The 23,603-nt window shown below is 35.2% G+C and carries 18 protein-coding genes and 1 pseudogene; 7 read left to right on the top strand and 12 right to left on the bottom strand.

What is annotated here, in order from left to right:
* The first annotated feature begins 107 nt into the window (after nt 1–107).
* The 4 genes from lgt to B5X55_RS00935 are packed head-to-tail and all read left to right on the top strand — an operon-like array spanning nt 108 to nt 3,354.
* Entirely contained in the window at nt 108–1,070 is a 963-nt protein-coding gene (gene lgt, locus B5X55_RS00950; RefSeq protein WP_079510523.1) for a prolipoprotein diacylglyceryl transferase, read from the top strand.
* The gene (locus tag B5X55_RS00945) at nt 1,070–1,564 is read left to right on the top strand and encodes a DUF192 domain-containing protein (RefSeq protein ID WP_079510522.1); all 495 of its coding nucleotides are present in this window, start codon (nt 1,070–1,072) and stop codon (nt 1,562–1,564) included. Before lgt ends, B5X55_RS00945 begins: the two co-directional genes overlap by 1 nt.
* 35 nt (nt 1,565–1,599) lie before the next feature.
* A complete protein-coding gene (locus B5X55_RS00940; protein ID WP_079510521.1) occupies nt 1,600–2,121 on the top strand; it encodes a GNAT family N-acetyltransferase in 522 nt (173 codons plus the stop codon).
* Entirely contained in the window at nt 2,122–3,354 is a 1,233-nt protein-coding gene (locus B5X55_RS00935) for an ATP-binding cassette domain-containing protein (RefSeq protein WP_079510520.1), read from the top strand. It begins immediately after the preceding gene.
* A 54-nt stretch (nt 3,355–3,408) separates the two neighbouring features.
* On the opposite strand, the gene secDF is transcribed toward B5X55_RS00935, so the two are convergent.
* From secDF to B5X55_RS00920, 3 genes are all read right to left on the bottom strand, one after another.
* Nucleotides 3,409–6,378 (bottom strand): protein translocase subunit SecDF, encoded by a 2,970-nt coding sequence (gene secDF / locus B5X55_RS00930; RefSeq protein WP_079510519.1) that lies wholly within the window; start codon nt 6,376–6,378, stop codon nt 3,409–3,411.
* Between the two features lie 112 nt (nt 6,379–6,490).
* Nucleotides 6,491–7,108, bottom strand: a complete 618-nt coding sequence (locus tag B5X55_RS00925) for a hypothetical protein (protein ID WP_079510518.1) — start codon at nt 7,106–7,108, stop codon at nt 6,491–6,493.
* Between the two features lie 140 nt (nt 7,109–7,248).
* Nucleotides 7,249–8,175: a malate dehydrogenase gene (locus B5X55_RS00920; protein WP_079510517.1), complete on the bottom strand. Its 927-nt coding sequence runs from the start codon at nt 8,173–8,175 to the stop codon at nt 7,249–7,251.
* Between the two features lie 294 nt (nt 8,176–8,469).
* On the opposite strand from B5X55_RS00920, the gene B5X55_RS00915 reads away from it, so the two are divergent.
* Nucleotides 8,470–8,847, top strand: a complete 378-nt coding sequence (locus B5X55_RS00915) for a hypothetical protein (protein ID WP_079510516.1) — start codon at nt 8,470–8,472, stop codon at nt 8,845–8,847.
* Between the two features lie 287 nt (nt 8,848–9,134).
* On the opposite strand, the gene B5X55_RS00910 is transcribed toward B5X55_RS00915, so the two are convergent.
* The 3 genes from B5X55_RS00910 to asnB all read right to left on the bottom strand — a co-directional run bounded on the left by B5X55_RS00910 (nt 9,135) and on the right by asnB (nt 14,523).
* Entirely contained in the window at nt 9,135–10,151 is a 1,017-nt protein-coding gene (locus tag B5X55_RS00910; RefSeq protein WP_079510515.1) for a DUF6588 family protein, read from the bottom strand.
* 71 nt (nt 10,152–10,222) lie between these two features.
* Complete coding sequence (gyrB, locus tag B5X55_RS00905; protein ID WP_079510514.1) at nt 10,223–12,163, bottom strand: DNA topoisomerase (ATP-hydrolyzing) subunit B; 1,941 nt, start codon at nt 12,161–12,163, stop codon at nt 10,223–10,225.
* Nucleotides 12,164–12,849: 686 nt separating this feature from the next.
* The gene (gene asnB / locus B5X55_RS00895; RefSeq protein ID WP_079510513.1) at nt 12,850–14,523 is read right to left on the bottom strand and encodes an asparagine synthase B; all 1,674 of its coding nucleotides are present in this window, start codon (nt 14,521–14,523) and stop codon (nt 12,850–12,852) included.
* 245 nt (nt 14,524–14,768) lie between these two features.
* On the opposite strand from asnB, the gene B5X55_RS00890 reads away from it, so the two are divergent.
* Entirely contained in the window at nt 14,769–15,308 is a 540-nt protein-coding gene (locus B5X55_RS00890) for a DUF2911 domain-containing protein (protein WP_079510512.1), read from the top strand.
* 54 nt (nt 15,309–15,362) lie between these two features.
* On the opposite strand, the pseudogene B5X55_RS00885 reads toward B5X55_RS00890, so the two are convergent.
* From B5X55_RS00885 to B5X55_RS00860, 6 genes and pseudogenes are all read right to left on the bottom strand, one after another.
* Nucleotides 15,363–16,940 (bottom strand): annotated as a pseudogene (locus tag B5X55_RS00885) (amidohydrolase).
* Between the two features lie 151 nt (nt 16,941–17,091).
* Nucleotides 17,092–17,484 (bottom strand): hypothetical protein, encoded by a 393-nt coding sequence (locus B5X55_RS00880; protein WP_143814372.1) that lies wholly within the window; start codon nt 17,482–17,484, stop codon nt 17,092–17,094.
* A gap of 114 nt (nt 17,485–17,598) precedes the next feature.
* On the bottom strand, nt 17,599–19,416 hold the full coding sequence (locus B5X55_RS00875) for a DUF885 domain-containing protein (protein WP_079510510.1): 1,818 nt from the start codon (nt 19,414–19,416) through the stop codon (nt 17,599–17,601).
* A gap of 110 nt (nt 19,417–19,526) precedes the next feature.
* On the bottom strand, nt 19,527–20,288 hold the full coding sequence (locus B5X55_RS00870) for an NYN domain-containing protein (protein WP_079510509.1): 762 nt from the start codon (nt 20,286–20,288) through the stop codon (nt 19,527–19,529).
* A gap of 79 nt (nt 20,289–20,367) precedes the next feature.
* Entirely contained in the window at nt 20,368–21,672 is a 1,305-nt protein-coding gene (locus B5X55_RS00865) for an MFS transporter (RefSeq protein ID WP_079510508.1), read from the bottom strand.
* A 60-nt stretch (nt 21,673–21,732) separates the two neighbouring features.
* Nucleotides 21,733–22,683, bottom strand: a complete 951-nt coding sequence (locus tag B5X55_RS00860; protein ID WP_079510507.1) for a DUF6807 family protein — start codon at nt 22,681–22,683, stop codon at nt 21,733–21,735.
* A gap of 137 nt (nt 22,684–22,820) precedes the next feature.
* Here B5X55_RS00860 and B5X55_RS00855 point away from each other — a divergent pair, with 137 nt between their 5' ends.
* Nucleotides 22,821–23,603 (top strand): NIPSNAP family protein, encoded by a 783-nt coding sequence (locus tag B5X55_RS00855; RefSeq protein WP_079510506.1) that lies wholly within the window; start codon nt 22,821–22,823, stop codon nt 23,601–23,603.

The following is a 23,603-nucleotide window of genomic DNA, read 5'->3' as shown; positions in this document are numbered from 1 at the left end:
TACAATTGTTATCTTTCTTAATGAGGTAAACTTTTACCCTAACTCTGTATTACAAAATCGAATTGTCTGTTGGCTATTTATTATCTTAGCCTTTCAAAATACAACACATGCATTTCTTAGGAATTATTTGGAATCCGAATGAAACTCTTTTCAATATAGGATTTATACAGATTAAGTATTACAATTTACTTTGGATAACCGCCTTCGCTTTAGGTTGGTTTATCATGAAAAGAATTTTTACCAACGAGAATAAATCGGTAGAACAATTAGATTCCCTTTTTATATACACTGTTTTAGGCACTATGTTAGGTGCTAGATTAGGACATGTTTTCTTTTACGATTGGGCCTATTACTCTAATCACCTTGCTGAAATTCTATTACCTGTTCGCGAAAGTGAATCGGGTAGTTTGTTATTCGGTCTAATAAATGGTTATGAATTCACAGGTTTCACAGGTTTAGCAAGTCATGGAGCCACTTTAGGCATTATTGTTGGAACATACTTGTACACAAGAAAATATCCTGAATTCAGCATGCTTTGGATATTCGACAGAATGGTTATTCCGGTTGCAATTGGATGCTTTTGTGTTCGTTTAGGAAACTTCTTTAATTCTGAAATTAATGGGAAAATTGTTGATGAAAACTTCATTTTCGCCACGAAGTTTATACGTGATTCAGATGATTTACATCCATCAAAAGCATTAGGTGTTACTCAAGAAAAAACATTGAATGCCGCGTATGCAGCAATAGAGAACAATCCGCAATTTTCAGAATATTTAGCAGAAATACCTTACCGTCACCCTGCTCAATTATATGAAGGTATATGCTATATGTTCATATTCATACTACTTTACTTTTTATATTGGAAAACTGACAAAAAGAATAAACCAGGATACTTATTCGGTTTGTTTTTCGTGTTACTTTGGTCGGTACGTTTCTTCGTAGAATTCGTTAAGAAAAGTCAAGGTGGTTTTGAAGATACCTTGGGTATTTTATCTACGGGACAATGGTTGAGTATTCCATTTATTCTAATTGGTCTTTTCTTCATGTTCAGAAAAACTAAAACTGCCTAATGCTAAAATTAAAATCTATAATTTGGGTTTTAATAGCAGCTTTTCCGCTGGTATTTTCCTCTTGCAAGGAAGATGCTAAAAAAACCATTTCAACACAACAGATTGAATTTACTCACGAAGGAAATTTAAATGTGTATTTAAACACTAGCGATAGTTTAAAAACAAATTTCGACATAGAATTTGCTGAAACGGATTACGAAACACAAACGGGATTGATGTATAGAAAAGGCATGAAAAACAATCAGGCTATGCTATTTATTTTTCCCGATGTAGCTACCCACTCTTTTTACATGAAGAACACTGAATTTTCTTTAGATATCATTTATATAAAAGAGGATATGACAATTGCTAGCATGCAAGAAAATGCACAACCTTTTAATGAATCAGGCTTATCTTCAATGGCACCAATAAAATATGTTCTAGAAATAAATGGTGGTCTTGCAGAAGCATTAGGGATTTCGATTGGTGACCGCATTAGCTTCAGTCGTAATTAATTACCTATTTCTCTATTAATTTAGTCAAGAATTAAATGCCAGACTATGTAATGTTCAATGAAGAATCAGAACGATTACTTTTTAAGAAAGTAACAAAATCTGATTTTGAAAGATGGCTCCCTTTTCACCAAGAACCTTTATGTAGTCAATATTGGTCAGGTTTACCTAAAGACCCCATTACAGCCTGTAAAGAACAATTTTCAAGAATATTCGAACGCTATGAAGAACAGTCAGGTGGAATGAATGCACTCTTTTCGAAAGAAACCAATAAACTTATTGGTTTAGCAGGTCTTTTAGTTCAACATGTAAATAACAAAGAAGAACTAGAAATTGGTTATTCTATTTTACCAGAATATTGGCGACAGGGTTATGCTTTTGAAGCAGCTAAAAAATGTAAAGAAGTGGCTTTTGAGAATAAATGGGCAGATAGTTTGATATCTATCATTCAAGTTAATAATATTCCGTCACAGAAAACAGCATTAAAAAATGGAATGTATATAGACTTCAGCACTACCTATAAAGACAATCCTGTACATATTTTTAGAATTAAAGTATAAATGAATCATTGGGTAATCTACATCGACAATAACTCTGCAAAAAAGAATTTCATAGAAGATTTTCAAAAGGGTAAAATTCCAAATGAACTTATAGAATACCAACATAAGAAAGGACTTTTATACTCTATTTTTACCTTAGTTAAACTTATAGACGAGGAAGACAAACACGACCATAAAATCATTAGCTCTGAACAACAGGCCCTGGAGACTATGTCTAGTGGAGAGCAAAAGAAAGCCTTACTTCATTATTTACTTAATGAAAAACCAGACTTTATCATTTTAGACAATCCCTTTGACAATTTAGATGTCACTTTTCAAGAAGAATTTAAAAGTATACTACAGAAACATTCAAGTCACATTTCATTTGTGCAAATAGCAAGTCGAAAGGCAGACGCTCTTTCCTTTATAAAGCATTTCGGAAGACTAACTTATGACACATTTACTGTAATTCAAGATTCAGCGTTTGAAAAGAAAACCAAGAAACATGCCTATAGCAGCGTAAGTATACCACAACCTTTAGAAAATATAGCTAGCTTAAACAATCCATTAATACACTTTAAGAATGTTAGCGTTTCTTATGGAGACAAAAAAATACTTAACAATATCAACTGGACTATTAATAAGGGGGATTTTTGGCAATTAGCCGGTGCAAATGGAAGCGGAAAATCTACCATACTTTCAATGATTACAGGAGATAACCCAAAAGCTTTCGGACAAGAAATATACCTTTTTGGAAACCTAAAAGGAAGCGGTGAAACCGTTTGGGATATTAAAAAGAAAATAGGATACTATTCACCTGCGATGACCAATAAATTTAAAGGCAGACACACTGTAGAACACATGTTAATCTCAGGTCTTACTGACTCCGTAGGTCTATATACAATACCAACTGACATTCAAAAAAGGGTTATTAAGCAATGGCTATCAGTATTAAATTTCCATAATATAAAAGACTCCTATTTTAATAAACTATCAACAGGTAAGCAACGATTGGTTATGACTGCAAGAGCCATGGTGAAACATCCTCCAATACTGATACTTGATGAGCCTACTACTGGCATGGACGATGAATCTTCAGCTTTATTAGTTTCATTAGTCAACAAAATTGCACAGGAAACCAATACAGCTATTCTATTCGTTTCCCATAGAAAAGAACCTTACCTAGAACCAAAGAGCATTTACACCTTAGAAAAATCACCTTCAGGCTCAATTGGTGATATCACTACCGCATAAAAAAATCGCTATCCTTTTGAGATAGCGATTTTCAAAGTTGAGTTAGTAATATATTTATTCTTCTTTACCAGAAGTAATTTTCTTGCTTAATGCATCGAACATTACAGGAGTTGCAATAAATACAGATGAATATGTACCCACAACTACACCTACAATCATTGCGAACATAAATCCTCGTAATGATTCACCTCCAAATATGAAGATTGCCAACAATACTACTAATGTAGTCAAAGAGGTATTCAATGTTCTACTCAATGTACTGTTTATAGCGTAGTTAATATTCTCGCCACCTTTCCAGCCGCGTTCTGACAATGTTTCACGAATACGGTCAAATACAACCACGGTATCGTTCAATGAATAACCGATTACCGTTAATATCGCTGCAATAAACGCTTGATCAATTTCCATGTTAAATGGCATCAACTTACCGAATATGGAGAAAACACCTAACACAATCAATACATCATGGAATACAGCAACAACTGCACCCAATGAGAACTGCCATCTTCTAAATCTGAACAAGATATAAAGGAACACTACTGCTAGAGAACCTAATATAGCCAAGAAGGCATTATTTTTAATATCATCTGCGATGGTTGGACCTACTTTAACAGATTGCAATATACCAATAGCTTCCTCATTTGCACCCCCTAAGGTAAATGCATCTTTACTCATACCGTCAGGTAAGTATTTTTGAAGTGTTGTATATAATTTATCCTGAATTTCAACATCAACTTCTATTCCCTCAACATCTACTTTATAAGGAGTTGTTATTTTTACTTGATTAGATTCACCGTATGTTTTCACATTGGTACCACTTCCAAATACAGTATTCAGTTCAGATGCAATTTCAGAAGGATTAACCGGATGTTCAAAACGAACTGTATACGAACGGCCACCTACGAAATCTACCCCTTGTTGTAGTCCTGGTCCGAAGAATAATGAGAACAAACCAATAGCTACCAAAATACTTGATAGTATATAAGCTTTCTTTCTTTTAACCAAGAAATCAATATTAACATTCTTGAAAAGGTTTTTAGTCAAACCTGTTGAAAAGTCTAAGCTTCTTCCTTTACCACCAACATACCAATCTACTAATAGACGTGTAATGAATATAGCGGTAAATAGAGAGGTTATAATACCAATTAATAATGTAGTTGCGAATCCTTTTATAGGTCCTGAGCCAAAAATAAATAATATAACAGCAGTTAAACCTGTAGTAATGTTCGCATCTAAAATAGAAGACAAAGCATTTCCAAATCCGTCAGCAACTGCTTGGCTCTTTCCTTTACCTTTTGCCAACTCTTCTTTGATACGCTCAAAGATAAGTACGTTCGCATCTACAGACATACCGATAGTTAAAACGATACCGGCAATACCAGGCAATGTTAATACCGCATTTAAGCTTGTCAGTACTCCGAAAATCAACATGATGTTCAACAATAATGCAATGTCTGCAAATGCCCCAGCTTTACCGTAATAAGCGATCATCCATAACAACACTATGCCCATTGCGATTAAGAAAGACATAAAACCACTATCAATAGCTTCTTGACCTAATGAAGGACCAACAATTTCTGATTGAATAATTTCTGCAGAAGCAGGTAATTTACCAGCTCTAAGTACATTCGAAATATCTTTAGTTTCGTTTACCGTAAAGTTACCAGTAATCTCTGAACGACCTCCTGAAATTGGACCAGAAGAAACTCCTGGAGCGGTATATACCTTGTTATCTAGAACAATAGCAATACCTGTTTGGTTTGTATAAGCGTCACCTGTTAATTTCTCCCATTCTTTAGCACCTTTAGTGTTCATGGTCATAGAAACTGCAGGCTTACTGAACTGGTCAAAATCTGCACGAGCATCACTTACCACATCACCACTAATTCTTGGAGTACCATCACGGTTAGATTTTAATGCATATAAATCGATTACTTCAACATCTTCTGAAGCCGGTCTTTCCCATACAAATTTTGTGAACTGAATATCAGCAGGCAATAACCTTCTAATTTCTGGCATTCTTAAGTAAGAACCGATTGTTGCAGTATCTTTAATAGCTGCTCTGAACATTGCATTAGTTCCCGGGTTTGCAGGAATCAACAATTCGTACAATGGATTTACCTGTGTTGCTAGATCTAAAGAATCAGCAGAAACATCAGACAATAATGAATCTAATTCAGATTCCTCCTTTATCTGCTCAGGTCTTTCTACCACTACAATATCTTTTAATTTTTCATTCGCTTGAATAAGGAATGTGCTAAAGCTTGTGTTGCTTTGCTTGTATGTTTCCCAAAACTCTAATTGAGCAGTACTAGACAAAAGGTCTTGAGCACGAGCAATATCTCTAGCTCCTGGCAATTCTACCAGAATACGTCCAGAACTACCTTCTCTTTGAATGTTTGGTTGTGTAACACCAAAACCATCTATACGTTCTCTTAATACCTCAAAAGCAGAAACGATAGATTCATCAATTTTTCTTCTGATGATAGGCTTAACTTCATCATCTGACATTTGAAAATTGATTTCATCACTAAGACCTTTATTGGCGAAAATATCAGGTGAAGCTAATTTAGTTTCTCCTTTTATATTATCGAAAGCTTCAAAAAATAAATCAATGTAAGTGTCATCACTATTTCTAGAAGCAGCATCCGCATCAGCTAAAGCTTTATTGAAAACAGGGCTTTTTGTATTGTTAGCCAAACCTTTAAGGATATCCTTAATGGAGATTTGTAACGTAACGTTGATACCACCTTTAAGGTCAAGACCTTTATTCAGCTCCTTCTTTTTGGCTTCATTATAATTGGTATACCCAAGAATACTGTTGTTGCCAATGGAGTCAAGATAATTTGCAGCTACAACTTCCCTTTTTGCTACATAGCCACCTTCTGATTCCGTTATACGGCTCGTAGCGAAAACGTTAGCCTCTTTTTCTACTTTGCTTGTGATGAAAGTATAGGATAGCTGGTAGATACTTACTAACCCAAATAATAAAGCAAAAAGCTTTATAAGTCCTTTATTTTGCATTTTAATAATATATTTAATTTATGTTGATTACGATTTTGTTTAATTTAAAAATCTAAAGCAAACTACTTTTACGCAAAGTAATTACGTTCCTTAGTTATATTTATTATTGGAATTAGCTATTCCCATAAACATAAGGTCCTGCCCTAACTTCTGGAATAGTCTTTGAAGTGTTATCTATTGCTATTGCAATAATTCTATTAATCTTAAAGGATACATTTACTATAGCATCTTGTTTAAAAACTATTGCATTATTAAACTGTAGAATTACTGGATTAGAAAATCTATTATCATCTTGCGTTTGAATTAAAACAAGATTTCCATATAAACTCAATCCATTATCAGCTTGCTGATGCAGGTCCGACACTACTAGGTTATACTTTTCAGGAAGCTGTTCTTTTGGAAAATCAAAAGGAAGTTCATCGTCATACATTAATGACCGTTGGCTTTCTTGAGTAAGAAATTCCTTAACACTAACTGCATCAACATCACTATAATAACGAATACTTACTTGTCTCCCGTCATTTTCTATTATCTCAACAGCATCAACACCTAAGACTTTTAGCCTTTTGGTAATTGCTATCAAAACCTCATCATGAGCGGTTTCCGAAGCTAATTCTACATCTGCAAATTGTAATAAAATTTGCTGATTAGAAGCTTTTGTTTGCTCTTGACTTAGCCCTAATAAGGCTAGGATAATAATTAAAGTACTTATGCACCATTTTGCATTCATGCGGCAAATATAAAAAGAAAGATTATACTAGGTAGTCTATTTTTTACAATATAAATATTTCTGAAACCTCTCTTCTTATAAAAAGAAAACCTTTATAGTTGAACTATAAAGGTTTTCTTTTATGTTTATGAGTATAAAAACTACAACTCTAAAAGACCGTTTGTTTTTGAAACACCATCTGCACTCTCTTTCATTTTTGCTTTTTCAGCATCACTAAGAGGAATATCTATAATTTTCTCGATTCCGTCCTTTCCTAAGATTACTGGAACACCAATACAGATATCCTTTAAACCATACTCTCCATCTAACATTGTCGAGCAAGGAAACATCTTCTTTTGGTCACAAGCTATTGCCTGAACCATTGATGATACTGCCGCACCGGGAGCGTACCAAGCACTTGTACCTAACAACTTCGTTAATGTTGCACCACCTACTTTGGTGTCATCTGAAACTTGTTGTAGCCTTTCTTCTGATAAAAATTCTGAAACACGAATACTATTTCTTGTTGCATGAGAAGTTAATGGAACCATACCTGTATCGCTATGACCACCGATTACCATACCATCAATATCTGAAATAGGAGCTTCCATAGCTTCTGCTAAACGATATTTGAATCTTGCACTATCTAAAGCACCACCCATACCTATAATTCTATTTTTAGGAATGCCAGTAGTTTTGTGTACCAAATATGTCATAGTATCCATAGGATTACTAACTACTATAATGATAACATTTGGTGAATGCTCTAAAAGGTTGCTTGAAACAGTTTTAACAATACCAGCATTTATACCAATCAATTCTTCTCTAGTCATACCTGGTTTTCTCGGAATACCAGACGTAATTACAGCTATATGGCTATCAGCAGTTTTAGCATAATCATTTGTACTGCCTGTGATTTTAGTATCAAAACCCATCAATGATGCGGTCTGCATCAAATCCATCGCTTTACCTTCTGCATAACCTTCCTTAATGTCCAAAATAACTACTTCAGATGCGAAATCTTTAATAGCAATGTACTCTGCACAACTAGCACCTACTGCGCCTGCACCAACTACTGTAATTTTCATGTATATATATTTTATGAATTATTATTTATAAAATAGGATCACCGACCTTATTTATATTGAATTTTCAATCCAAAAATAGGTATTTATTGACGAAAAATCGTCTAGAGAAGCTCATTTAATTACTACTTATTCACCTTAAAAACATCGATAAAATGCACGTGATGTTAAAAAAAAATGCGGTTCAACGAAGATATCGAAAATTAGTTACCATACATCGAATATAAATAATAACGAGAAATAGATCACGTTAATAACTGTGGATCCCAAATCCAAAAAAAATAAATTAACCTACTTATGACTAAGAAGTTCCTCTCTTTGGTGGCCATATGTGCCATAGTCTTTCTGGCCAATTGTTCTAGGATAGAACAAAACAATGATCCCATTATTGGGATATGGTCACAATCGAAAATCATTACTACAGAAAATTCATCTAAGCAAACCGTTCGAAAAGAATGGATATTCAATGATGTCTATTTAGGAAGGTATCATGAAATTAATGGCACTACAATTACTATAAAAACAGATTTCAACTGGTCCAAGCAAGGCGATATATATACTATTGAGTATAGAGGTCTTGAAGATAAACCCAACAATTATATAACCATTCAGAACTTAGAAGATGATTTTATTCTTAAGAATAAGGATGGTGCCACAATGGCAATAAGGGAATAAACAATTTTAACAGGGCCATGGGAAAAAGTCTGTCCAGAGCAATCTGGGCAGTCTTTTTTATTTACAGTCATTTCTATGGAATTTAAATCTTATCATCTGGTCTAAATAACAAATACCAAGTTCATCTCTTCATTATAATTACATTAATCAAACAGATTACAAACTTCATAAAATACTTTTAAGCCTAAATCAAAAGAAAAGTCCAATATGATTGACAACAATCTTACTGGACTTTTTTATAATAGAGAATTATATTACTAAAGACTCTATTAAATATTAAGCTTCAATTACCTAAAACCAAAATTAACACCAACTGTTGCCGTATTAAACTCACCTAAATTATACTCAGCATTTAATCTAAAGAAACCTAACTTAAGTTTAGTTCCTACAGTTCCGGTAACACCACTAACTTTTTTAATAATCGAGAAAGGGTCTATATAGGTTTCTGATGCAAAAGGACCTTCAGTAACTCGATACGTTCCTAAAACATCTGTTACAGACTTTCCTGAAACATACCCTATTCCTCCATAAAAATTAATAATCGGCAGCTTCGTAGAAACTACCCCACTAAAATTCCAAGTTCCAATACTTGCTTCAATTCGTTGATTTTCACCATCAACAATATTAACATTTGTCAAATCATAATCTCCAGAAATATTGGTATAACCAATTACTGCAGAAATTGCAACAGGCAATACTTTATCCGCTGGTAATAATTTTGTGAAGTCATGCTGGATTCCAAATCCAATTAAACTGATAGAGGCATCTTCATATTCCATTTTAGGTAGAAAACGAGCCTTTATTTCAGTCCCTTTAATCAAACCAACACTAGCTTGAATATATCCCGAAGGTATAAAATCAACACCTTCCCCAGAGAGTCCAGATGGTAAATCAAACTCTTTTCTAGCAGCAAAACCTGCAACCTCACCTTCTACAAAAACAGTAGTTCCAGAAATATCCCCTAGAGCAGTAGAAACTTCTCTGGCAATGCCTGGATTGTCAACAAAATCAAGATTTTCATAATCATTAGGGTCTAAGATAAATGCTTTTTTATCTGACTTATTCTTAAAACCAGTAATGTTACCTATAATTGATATTTCGAATCCGCCTAAAGGTTTAGCATCAGCTGTATTATACCATCCAGTCGCTAAGCTGTAAACTACACTTTCTGATAAAGGTGCCATATAATCGGACGTAAACTGCTCGGCATCGTCAACACCTGCTGCAAATACATTATTAAACTCTGTTTGAGCAGTTGCAGTTAAGCAACTCCCAATAAAAATAAATACAAGTAACTTCTTCATTTCTAAAATTTTATCTAAAATTAAAAAACCTGCGCTGTAGGCGCAGGTTTTTGTTGTGTAAGTAGTGATTTCTAGGTGTCAATGTTTGCATAAACAGCATTCTTCTCAATAAATTCTCTTCTTGGTGGAACCTCATCACCCATCAACATAGAGAAAACACGATCTGTTTCGGTAGCATTATCAATAACAATCTGCCTCAAAGTTCTGAATTCTGGGTTCATTGTAGTATCCCACAATTGTTCAGCATTCATTTCCCCAAGACCTTTGTATCGTTGAATACTCACGCCTCCACTATAACTATCAGCAATTGCATCTCGTTCTTTATCACTCCAAGCATACTGCTTTTTCTGGCCTTTTTTCACTAAATATAATGGCGGCGTTGCAATATAAACGTGACCACTTTCAACCAACTCTCTCATATAACGGAAGAAGAAGGTCAATATTAAAGTTTCAATATGACTACCATCGACATCGGCATCACACATGATGACTACCTTGTGATATCTTAATTTAGAAAGATTCAATGCCTTACTATCTTCTTCGGTACCAATGGTAACACCTAAAGCAGTGTACATATTCTTGATTTCTTCGTTTTCAAAAACCTTGTGCTGCATGGCTTTTTCAACATTCAAAATCTTACCTCTTAAAGGTAAAATAGCTTGAAAATTACGATCACGACCCATTTTGGCCGTACCACCTGCCGAATCACCCTCGACGAGGAATATTTCGCATTTCTCAGGATCCTGTTCTGAACAATCTGATAGTTTACCTGGCAAACCACCACCGCTCATTACATTCTTACGCTGTACCATTTCACGAGCCTTAGAAGCTGCATGTCTAGCCTGAGCCGCAAGGATTACTTTTTGAACGATAATCTTAGCATCATCTGGATGCTCCTCTAAATAATTGGTCAGCATTTCAGAAACTGCCTGACTCACTGCAGCAGAAACCTCTCGGTTACCTAGTTTTGTTTTAGTTTGACCTTCGAACTGTGGCTCTTGAACTTTTACCGAAATAATAGCTGTTAATCCCTCACGGAAATCATCTCCTTGAATTTCAAACTTCAATTTATCTAACATACCAGATGTATCGGCATATTTCTTTAAAGTAGAAGTAAGTCCTCTTCTAAATCCAGATAAATGCGTTCCACCTTCATGGGTATTAATATTGTTCACGTAAGAATGTAAATTCTCAGTGTAACTTGTATTATAAATCATCGCTACTTCTACAGGAATATCATTCTTCTCCCCTTCCATGGAGATGACACTTTGTATCAATGATTCACGATTACTATCTAAAAACCTCACAAATTCTTTTAATCCTTCGTCAGAATAAAAAGTTTCATTTACATATTCTCCTTTATCATCTTTTTGACGCATATCGGTAATAGTAATTGTTACCCCTTTATTTAAAAAAGAAAGCTCACGCATTCTATTCGCTAAAGTCTCATAACTATACTCAATAGTTTGGGTGAAAATAGTTTCATCTGGATGAAAGGTCACCATAGTTCCTCTCTCCGTAGTCTCTCCTACTCTTTTTACCGGATAAAGAGCTTTACCCCTTGAATATTCCTGTTGCCAAACAACACCTTCTCTATAAACCGTAGCTGTTAAATGATCTGACAATGCATTAACACATGACACCCCTACACCATGTAAGCCACCAGAAACTTTATAAGAATCCTTATCAAACTTACCACCTGCTCCAATTTTGGTCATTACCACCTGTAATGCGGAAACACCTTCTTTTTTATGTAAGTCTACCGGAATACCCCTACCGTTATCTTTTGTGGTTATAGAGTTATCTTCATTAATAACAACACTAATTGTATCACAATAGCCACCCATTGCTTCATCTATAGAGTTATCTACTACTTCATAAACCAAATGGTGCAAACCACGCACCCCAACATCTCCAATATACATTGATGGACGCATACGTACATGCTCCATACCCTCAAGGGCCTGAATACTGTCTGCGGAATAATTCTTCTTATTTGCTTCTTCGCTCATAAAATTAAGGTTGTTTTACTTCAAATTTTGCAATCTTACAAATATACGTAATACCCCATGAAATATGATGTTTCTAGCAATTGGGCTGAAGCAAGTTATCAACAATTATTGTGGAAAATTAACACAATCAAGGCAAATCTTATAAACGGATTCACTAATGCTGCTTCATTTCTCTTTTTATAGAAGCAGATGAAATGTTAGAACAAATTGACTCAAAAAACATTATTCCGTTATTGATAGTTAGTACTACTTCGTAATTTGCAAAACGTCTTCAAAATTTAATCTTTCACTTACAATATCGACCAGAAGTTAATCCGATTAAAATCAATGTGTTCGGAATCGATTAGACTAAGAAAATATTAAGATTTCCTTTACACACCTAAATTAACTCAGCAATAAAATCTTAAAATAAGTTGTCATGAATGAAGAGTAAATTAAAGGAAAGTTGAACAAAGCAAAAGGTAAGCTTAAACAAAAATATACTGACCTAACGGATGACCATCTAAAGCACGCTGAAGGTAAAAATCTGGTGAACTTTTAGGAAGAGTACAAGAGAAGACCGGAGAGTCCAAGGAGAACTTAAAAAAAATGATAACGTTTTGTAGTCTAACTACAATTAAAAAAAGTAAACCCGTCTAAATAAATAGACGGGTTTTTTACAATAGAAACATTGACTAATTCAAACCCTATTGTTTTACATATGCATCGGTATGAACATTTGCCACAGCTCTACCAGAAGGATCATTCATATTTTTAAATGCTTCATCCCATTCTAAAGCTATTTGAGTACTACACGCTACAGAAGCTTCCTGAGGCACACATAGGGCAGCCGCATCTGAAGGAAAATGCTCTTCGAATATAGAACGGTAATAAAATTCTTCTTTTGAGTTTGGTGTTTGAAGTGGAAACCTAAACTTGGCATTTGCCAATTGCTCATCACTTACTTCTTCGTTCACAACCACTTTCAAAGTATCGATCCAACTATACCCTACACCATCAGAGAATTGTTCTTTTTGTCTCCATGCTACACTTTCCGGTAACATATCTTCAAAAGCTTTACGAACAACCCATTTTTCCATACGCTCGCCATTGATCATCTTATCTTGCGGGTTAATTCGCATAGCGACATCCATAAATTCTTTATCCAAGAACGGAACTCTACCTTCTATACCCCAAGATGCCAATGATTTGTTAGCTCGTAAACAATCATACATATGTAGCTTGCTTAATTTACGAACGGTCTCTTCATGAAATTCTTTAGCGTTGGGTGCTTTATGAAAATATAGATACCCACCGAACAACTCATCTGCACCTTCACCTGACAATACCATCTTTATTCCCATTGACTTAATAACACGAGCCATTAAATACATTGGAGTAGATGCACGAATGGTGGTTATATCATACGTTTCTAAGTTGTATACTACATCTTTAATAGCATCTAAACCTTCTTGAATCGTAAATTTTATTTCATGATGAACAGTTCCTATATGCTTAGCAACTTTTTCAGCTGCCGCTAAATCTGGTGAACCTTCTAGACCCACAGAAAAAGAGTGTAATTGTGGATACCAAGCATCAGTAGTATCTCCACTTTCAATACGTTTTTGTGCGTATTTTTTAGCAATTGCAGATGTTACCGAAGAATCTAATCCGCCTGACAACAATACACCATAAGGTACATCAGACATTAATTGACGGTGAACGGCAGCCTCTAATGCTTCCTTAATTTCTTGAATACTTGTAGCATTATCTTTTACAGCATCATACTCCATCCAATCTCTAGAATACCATCTCTTCAATTCTCCATCGGAACTGTGTAAGTAATGACCTGGAGGAAATAACTCAATTTTAGTACATGTACCTTCTAAAGCTTTTAATTCTGAAGCCACATAGAAAGTACCGTTCTTGTCCCAACCCATGTATAAAGGAATAATCCCCATATGATCACGAGCAACAAAATATTCGTCTTTTTCAGCATCATAAATAGTAAAGCCAAAAATACCGTTCATTTCATCTAAAAAGTCAACTCCCTTTTCTTGATATAAAGCCAATATAACTTCACAATCAGACTCTGTCTTAAAGTCATATTTACCTTCAAATTGCTTACGTAATTCTCTATGATTATATATTTCACCATTGGCAGCTAATACCAATTTACCATTCGGACTCAATAATGGTTGTTTACCAGAAGCTGGATCTACAATTGCCAATCTCTCATGCGCCAAGATTGCTTTATCATCTGCATAGATGCCACTCCAATCTGGACCTCTATGTCTTATTTTCTTTGACATTTCTAAAAGCTGAGGCCTTAGTACCTCGGTACTTTCCTTAACATCAAATGCACATACTATTCCACACATAATCTAATTATTATATCATTTCGAATACAAATATCCATTTATAGTTTCAATTAAGAAACACATACGCCTGTTTTAATTACACATTATAATCATATTTCCTTTATTTAATTAAATTTAAAATATTTTAAGCCATAATTATCCAATGAACCTAGAATAATGTAATGAATTAAAATTTAACTTCTTTTTACCAATAAGACTGTAAGGAACTGTTTAGTTTTATGACCTAATTAACCAAAACAATTATTATGAAAAAAACATTTGCACTTGCTACTTTAATGCTAGCCTTAGTTTTAACGACTGCTGTATCCGCTCAAGAATTTTCTGGTATCGATAAAAGCCCTATGGATATGGCTGCTTACCCAACAGACTACAAAGTTTCTGAAAAAGCGGTTCGTATTATATACGGTAGACCTCAATTGAAAGGACGTTCTATGGAAGAATTGGCTCCTACTGGTAAAGTATGGAGAACTGGAGCAAATGAAGCTCCTGAGATAACTTTTTATAAAGACGTGAAATTTGGCGGAAAAGATGTTAAAGCCGGTACGTATTCATTATTTACTATACCTGGTGCTGAAAATTGGACTGTTATTTTAAACAAAAATCTAAATCAATGGGGTTCTTACTTCTATGATGAAGCATCTGATGTTATTCGTGTAACAGTTCCTAATGGTTCTGATGCTGCGTCGCTTGAAGAATTCTCAATTGCTTTCAAAGATGTTGAAGGTGGAGCACATTTAGTAATGGGTTGGGACAAAACAAGAGTTGCAGTACCGATTACCATGTAATTTTAAAAAATAATTTATTTTAAAAACCTCGGTCTACGACCGAGGTTTTTGTTTTTAACGAACTACTCCATTCACGAATGTTTGCTCCGCGCGTATACTTGGTATTTCCTCTAAGGGAACGGTCATCATATCTTTATCGTAGATAACAAAATCTGCAAATTTACCAGGATCGATACTTCCTTTTTCATCCTCCTCAAAATTTGAATAGGCAGCCCAAATAGTCATTCCTTTAAGAGTTTCTTCCCTACTTAAAGCCTCTTCTACTTGAAACCCGCCTTTAGGAAAACCGCTTGTATCTTTACGTGAAACAGCAGCATAAAAAGTTAAAAACGGGCTAACATCCTCAACAGGGAAATCGGTGCCTAATGCTACCATACCTGCTTTATTCAATAAAGTCTAATACGCATATGCTCCTTTCACTCTTTCACCCAAACGATCCTCGGCCCAATACATATCACTGGTGGCATGCGTTGGTTGTACTGAAGGAATTATTCCATCCTCAAAATAATCAAAATCACCCTCTGTTAGTATTTGGGCATGTTCAATTTTCCAACGTCTATCCACTTGTCCTTCTAAAGCATTTTTATATACCCTTAATACAGCAATATTCGCAGAATCGCCAATGGCATGCGTATTCATTTGATATTCTGAAAGTGCTAAACAACGATTAGCAAGATTTTCAATTTCGGCAACAGGTGTTACCATTGCACCAAAATGGCCAGGTAAATCACTATATGGTTCCTTTAATGCAGCTCCTCTAGATCCTAAAGCACCATCGCCATATACTTTTACAGACCTAACATTTAGACGGTCAGTTTTAATGGGTCCTTTATAAATAAAGTAATCTACATCTTCTTTATTGTTACTTACCATCGCATAAACACGGATAGACAATTCACCAGTTTGCTGCAAACTATCGATAAGTTCAATAGTATTTCTATCGATCCCAGCATCATTTACAGTGGTAAGTCCGTGATTTAAACAAATACGCTCTGCATCTTTTAGGGCCTTAATTTTATCATCTAAAGTTGGTGATGGCATAATACTATCTATCAGTGCCATAGGATTATCGATAAGTATTCCTGTTATACCAGAAAATCCGTCTTTCCATTTTTTTTCAATTTCGCCACCTTCTACTTTAGTACTCCAATCTATCCCCGCCATATCTAATGCTTTCTGATTGACCAAATAAGCATGGCCATCAACACGCTCTAAAGCAACAGGAATATCAGGAAAAAGAGTATCTAATTCTGTTTTCGTTGGAAATTCCTTAACCTCCCAGTCATTTTGGTCCCAACCTCTACCTCTTAAAAATGTTTTAGGATTCACAGCATGAAACTCTTTAACTCGCTCTAGTACTTCTTCAAAACTAGTGGTGCCAACAAGATTCACTAATTGCTGGTTTAATCCCAATCCATAAAAATGACAGTGGGCATCAATTAAACCTGGCGTGATGGCTCTACCATCCGCATCAATAAGTTGATCAGAGGTATAAACATCACGAATTTCATCGGTTGTACCAACTGCAAGAAACTTACCTTCATGTACCGCAAAAGCTTGAGCTTTTGAAAACTCATCATTTACAGTATATACATTGGCGTTTACAATAATTAGGTCGACTTTCTCTTTCATGAGTTCGCAACCAGATAATAAAACGAGTAGAATGGGTAGTAGTTTTTTCAAAACACAAAAATTAGTTCACCAATAAATAGTAATGAAAGCCAACTAGGGCGACATCAAATAATCTTGAAAACTAAGTATTTTTTTGGTAAGATTTAAATCTTTAACGCACAGGCAGTTGACGTATACCTAAAATTTGACTAGAACCAGCATTGGAATAGCTCTCCCCTATGATTCGGTCTCCTTCTACCATCAATACAAATGAAACACGTTCTAAGCCTGCTATATTTACATTAAAATTAATGCGGTCAATATCTATAACAACATCTTGACATGTATATATACCTTCTGGATATTTAATGGCTACATCGTATGTAACTTCATTTTTAGAAATGAACAATACACCTTTCTCGTAAGCAGATTCTGCATTAGACATGGTAAAGTTCCAAACACCTAAAATGGTTTCACTAGAAACAATCTGATCTTGTAAAACATTGGTGCTACTTTCAAGATTTTGCACATTTATTGCCGAAAAGACATATAATAGTTGAATCAAAAAAATACTTTTTACTATAATCTGAATCATGTTTATTCAAGCTAGCGTTAAACTATGAGTCTCAAACGTGCATATTCTTTTAATATTTTATTGATTTATCAGCATTTTACTACATTATTTACTTTGACTCACTATCCAGCCATTTAATTTCTCTTCTAGTAGCACAAGTGGCAAACTACCTGAATTCAAAATTTGACTATGAAACTCCCGAATATTAAAATTAGTGCCAAGGGCTTTCTCTGCTTTTGTTCGCAATTCCCTAATTTTTAGTTGACCTAGTTTATACGAAAGTGCCTGACCAGGTGTAGCCATATAACGCTCTACCTCTGCAATTATACTTTCTTCTGACTCAGCTTCATTATCTAAAGAATATTGTATCGCCTTTTCTCTTGACCATCCTTTTGCATGCAAACCAGTATCTACTACTAAACGTATAGCTCTGTGCATCTCCATACTTAACATTCCAAAATATTGATACGGATCAGTATATACGCCTAATTCTTTACCTAGAGATTCTGCATAAAGTGCCCAACCTTCCACAAAAACACCCATACTTTCTGGATGTAGAAACTCTGGAAGGTCTTTATTTTCTTGCTGTAATGATAATTGAAAATGATGCCCAGGTATTGCTTCATGCAAAAACAGAGCTTCGTCATGCACTGTATTGTATGTTTTTACATTTGGTATAGGCACATAAAAAATACCCGCCCTTGTTCCATCTTTTGAACCCGGTGTATATTCAGCGCTTGCCGAAGCTTCTCTAAAAGCTTCTGTTCTGCGAACATTAAAGCCCGCTTTCGGTGTTAGTTCGAATAAAGAATCAATTCTTAAGGCAATACGGTCATTGATGGCATTAAAATTAGCAATTACCTCCTCTGGATTATTGAAAGGCATTAAATCCTTTTTCGTCCTTAGTGAATTGAAAAAAGATTTTAGATCACCATTAAATCCGATTTGATTTTTGATAATTTCCATTTCACTTGAAATACGCGCCACCTCTGACAAGCCTAATTCATGAATTTCATCGGCATTCATGTTCGTGGTAGTATGCAGTTTTATTAAATATTGATATGTTTCTTTTCCGTTTGGCAAATCTAAAAGTCCGTCTGTTTCTCTACATTTCGGCAAATATTCTTCCGTCAAGAATTGATTTAACTCCACATATTTAGGAGTCAGTTTATCCTTAATAAAAGCAGCATAATTACTTTCTAATATATCCTTATCAACATCTGACATACCATCTGGAAAATTCAATATAGGCTGATAGAAAAGATTCTCCTCTAACGGTATATCTATAAATGACCTTACTTGAGGCAACATTTTTAAGGTCAACACCTTTGGCAAAACCACCCCTTTGGCCATGCCTAGTTTCATTTTCACAATCGAAGTATCTAAAAAAGAGAGATAATCGTCTAATCTACTTAGCCAATTCGTATAATCTTCAACCGTATTAAATGGCTGAACACTTGTACCACCTGCCAATTGGGCAACATAAAGGTGCAATGATTGAATTTGAAAAAGGGGCATTAACTCAAAACTTGGAAGATCATAAATTGGTGACGCCACGGTTACGATGGGATTCATTACCCCTTGCAACTTCACAGAACAATCCCATTTCATTACACGCAAACTCATCCAATCTGACCCACTTACCTTTGTAGAATCATACTTATCCAATTCTTCTAAAAAGTAGGCATACCGGTCTTTTAAATAAAAAATGTAATCGTCTGAGATATAATTGGCTATTGTATCGTTGTATTGAGAATAACCTGCTTTGGTCGCTTCTATTGGATTGATGCTTTTTTTAAACTCATAAAATTCACCAAACACTTCAGCGATAGGCCGTAGTTCTTCAGTCAAGTTTTTCTTCTCAGTTTCTTTACAAGAATTGAGAATTAGAGCACACAACAATAGCAATAGGATACGGTTCATAGTCTTAGAGTTTGAATTGAAAAATACAAAAACTAATACAATGCTTTAAGCCTATTTCAAAGAAAAATGAAAATAAAAATATTATCCAAAAGAATAATTAACCAGCTTGGTTACTTCTTTGTTTTTGAAGTATTCTTCTCTTTAATTTTTACGTAAATAAGTTTCTTACGCCCTTTGGAGTCTTCTCTTCGCTCAATTTCAAAATGAGGTATTGAATTAATTAACGGTGTCAGTTTTTGAAACCCATAGTTTCGAGAATCAAAATTTGGTTGTTTCTTTTGCAGCAAACTACCTACGTCACCTAAAAATGCCCAGCCATCATCATCTGCAACATCATCGATTGTTGTCGCTATAAAACGCAGGGCTTTTGGCGTAATCTTATCAACGGTATTCTTTTCCGCTGGGGTTTTACTAATAGAATCAGTTGTCTCCTCTTCTGTTCTACTTTTAAGAATTTCTATATAGATGAATTTATCACAAGCAACAATAAACGGATTAGGCGTTTTACGTTCTCCAATACCAAAAACCTGCATACCTGCTTCTCGTAATCTTGTTGCTAAGCGTGTAAAATCACTATCACTACTAACAATACAGAATCCGCTTACCTTACCAGTATAAAGAATATCCATTGCGTCAATAATCATAGCAGAATCGGTGGCATTTTTACCTTGTGTGTAGCCGTATTGTTGAATAGGAGTAATAGCGTTTTCTAGCAATACATTTTTCCATTTCCCTAAACGAGGGTTTGTCCAATCACCATAGATACGTTTGATTGTTGGGTTGCCATATTTAGCAATCTCCTCCATCATTTCCTTTACGTAAGCTGATGGAATATTATCACCATCGATTAATACCGCTAAATTTAAATCCATTATACTACTTTTTTATAAAGATAATTCGTTTTCAACTTGAACTGCAAGTTGTTAGCCCATAACTTTCCTAAATATTACATTACTGCGGATTATCAGCTTTAATAGAACCGATTGCTAAAAAAAGCAAAAATGCTAACCCTAAATATCCTACCATTTCATATGACCCAAAGGTTGACAAACACAAGCTAAAAATACTAGGCGCCAATGCACTTGCCAGAATTAAAAAGCTCATAATCTTTCCGGTGATGCTTCCTAAATGAGATCTGCCAAAAAAACGAGGCCAAGCTACGGCATTTAGAACTGCAAAAAATCCGCCCAAAATACCAAAACCGGCAATTAACATTGGAATTCCTGCGGGAGTGGATAAGAACAAAAATCCTAAAGAGGCTAAAAATCCACCTAACAGCATTAAATACAAATACAGTTTTAACGGCAAATAATCACTTAAAAAATTAAACAAGGTAGAAACTGTTACAGCAACCACCGACCCAGGCAGAAATATAGCTATAGCATCCTCTTTTATAAAACCTTCGTGCGTAAAAATAGAGACCACATGAAAAGTTAGTCCGGTGATAAAAAAACTATTAAAAGCTAATGTAAGTCCGTACATCCAAAATGCTCTTTCTTTTTTAGCCTCGTCAAGTGTGAATTGTTTTGGTACTACTTTTTTCTCTTCTTCCTGTGCAGATAACGATTTTGCTCCATCTGGCAGAAGACCATGTTTCTCAGGTGATATTTTATAAAAAATGAATATAAAAACACTGAATATCAATAACCCAATTGCTAGAAATTGCCATGTTTGCTGCCAACCATACCCTTCTATTAGAAAGTTGACCCATAAGGGTGAAGATGAAAAGCCGAAAGAGAGCGCGACACTACTAAATGAATTTACTTTACCCCTATTTTTATCGAACCAAATCATTATTACGTTTCTAGAGGCCATGGTCAAAACTCCCTGACCTGCAAAACGTAAAAGAAAAAATAAAACCGTCATTACCGTAAAAGGCACTATCCACGTATCTAATGACAAAAGCTCTTTTATATACGAGCTCATAATAGCAGACCAAGAACACAAAAACAAGGTTACCCCTAAAGTCAAAGCTGCAAAGAAAGCTACATATCGGGCACCATACGTATCGAACCAAACCCCTGCCCTACCAATGACGAGTGAACTCACAATAGTACCAATCATGTAGGCATTACTAAATTGATTTCTAGATAATCCTAACGCATCTTTTACGGGATCAGTAAATACCGACACACCAATGGTTTGACCTGGTATGCTACAATAAATTCCAATTGTACCTATAAAAAGTATTACATAGCCATAAAAAATAGGGCTTTTGGCGGGGTCAATAAGCGGTTTCCTGAAAATAGTGGCCATAAGAAAAATACTGATTACAAAAGTAGGCCATCATCAAAACCTAGAAAAAAATGCATCCGGTTATTTTATAAAAAAAGAATTTTGTAATTCAATGATACTATCCGTTGTTAAGCTACCGTCAGAAATCAATAAGCGATAGTTCATCCTTGTGGGCTTTACCATGGACAATGGTACAGCAACGGCTCCCGGATCCGGGTAGACCGCATTCTGCATACTGGCCTTGGAACGCAATATCCAAGGATTAGGATAACCCGGATTATCCTTATGGGGTATAATAACCAATTGTGTGGCATTACCACTTACATCCATGGTCCCCTTAAATGCCAACCAACCATTTCCATCTACCGGAAGGTTTTGTGGCATTACTTTTCCATTAGCGTCTAAAAATTGAATATCCTCCGGCAATTGCATCCGGACCGAAAAACCACCATATCCCTTTACATCTTCTGAACCACCCAAACGCATATCCGGTTCCATGGCCACTAATTCTATTTGAATATCAACGGCCCTATACGTTCCTTTTTTGGGATAGACGGCAATAGAAGTCGTTTCCTTCACCAAGGGTTTTTCATTTCCCAAATGATCCTTCCACAAAGGGGATTTCCAAAAGACTTCGGTTTTCAAGGTTTTCTGCGCCCTTAAAGAATGGATTTCTTCCAAGGAAACCACCTCCCAACGTAAATCTTTTAATTCCCAGCCATCTCCAATACGGGTTTCGCCAATATACAATTGATGCCAAGCCCAAAAGACCCCCCTATGATGCTTGTGGTCCTCTGGAAAATCTTCCGTAATGACTGTACCATCCAAACCATACAGCGGATGAATATAATTGGCTCTTTTAAAAAGTCCGTTCAAGGATGTTTCCGCAGCCCTATAGACCAAAATACTATCAGCTTCCTCCAAAAAATAGGCCGAATCATCGGTAATTTTCAATTTGATTTCTTGGGCGGATATGGTATTGGTAGTCATAATCCAATAAAAAATCATCAATTTTAAAATTATATACTTCATGAATATCTATTTATCTGTCCATTACCCCAATAATAATTGACCTTTAAAAAAGGTATTCTGTTACTTTTAGCTAAAAAAAGGAACAATACTATTTTAATCCCTAACTTTATTAGCTTATTAACTACATAACTTAACTCATGAAAAATAAAATTTTAATGCCTTTCCTTTTTCTTTTGACCCTAGTTGTCACATCAACTTTTAGTTATGGTCAAGATAAGGAATTCTATCAACTGAAAACATACACCCTAAAAAACGGTGATCAGGAAAAAATGGTGGATGCCTATTTGGAAAATGCCTATATACCTGCTTTAAAACGAATGGGTATTGAAAATGTTGGCGTTTTTAAAGTTCGTCCTAATAATTTCACATTGAGTGATAAAATCTATGTTTTGATTCCATTTAAATCCTTGACAGCATTTGAACAATTGGAGTCCAAGCTTGCGGCAGATAAAACCCATTTAGCCGCTGGAGCAGATTATATCAATGCCACACACACTAACACTCCTTATGAAAGAATAAGTTCAGTTTTATTGCGTGCCTTCCCAGATATGCCAAAAATGAAACCGACAGATGTAGAAGGTTCACGAGCGGATCGGGTTTATGAACTGCGTAGTTACGAAGGACCTACCGAGGCCATGTATCACAGAAAGGTAAATATGTTCAATGAAGGTGGAGAGGTGAAACTTTTTAATGACCTTGGTTTCAACGCCGTGTTTTATGCTGAAGTAATCTCCGGTGACCATATGCCCAATCTTATGTATATGACCACATTCCCAAACATGGAAAAACGGGATGCACTTTGGAAAGATTTTGGAAGCGCTCCTAAATGGAAAGAAATTTCCAGTATGGACATATATAAGAATACAGTTAGTCATGCGGACATAAACTTACTTTACCCAACGGAGTATTCAGATTATTAA

The sequence above is a fragment of the Maribacter arcticus genome (assembly GCF_900167935.1).
GTDB classification, from domain to species: Bacteria; Bacteroidota; Bacteroidia; order Flavobacteriales; family Flavobacteriaceae; genus Maribacter; species Maribacter arcticus.
The sequence above is the reverse complement of the archived record's forward strand: the minus strand, read 5'-3'. Positions and strand labels throughout refer to the sequence as shown.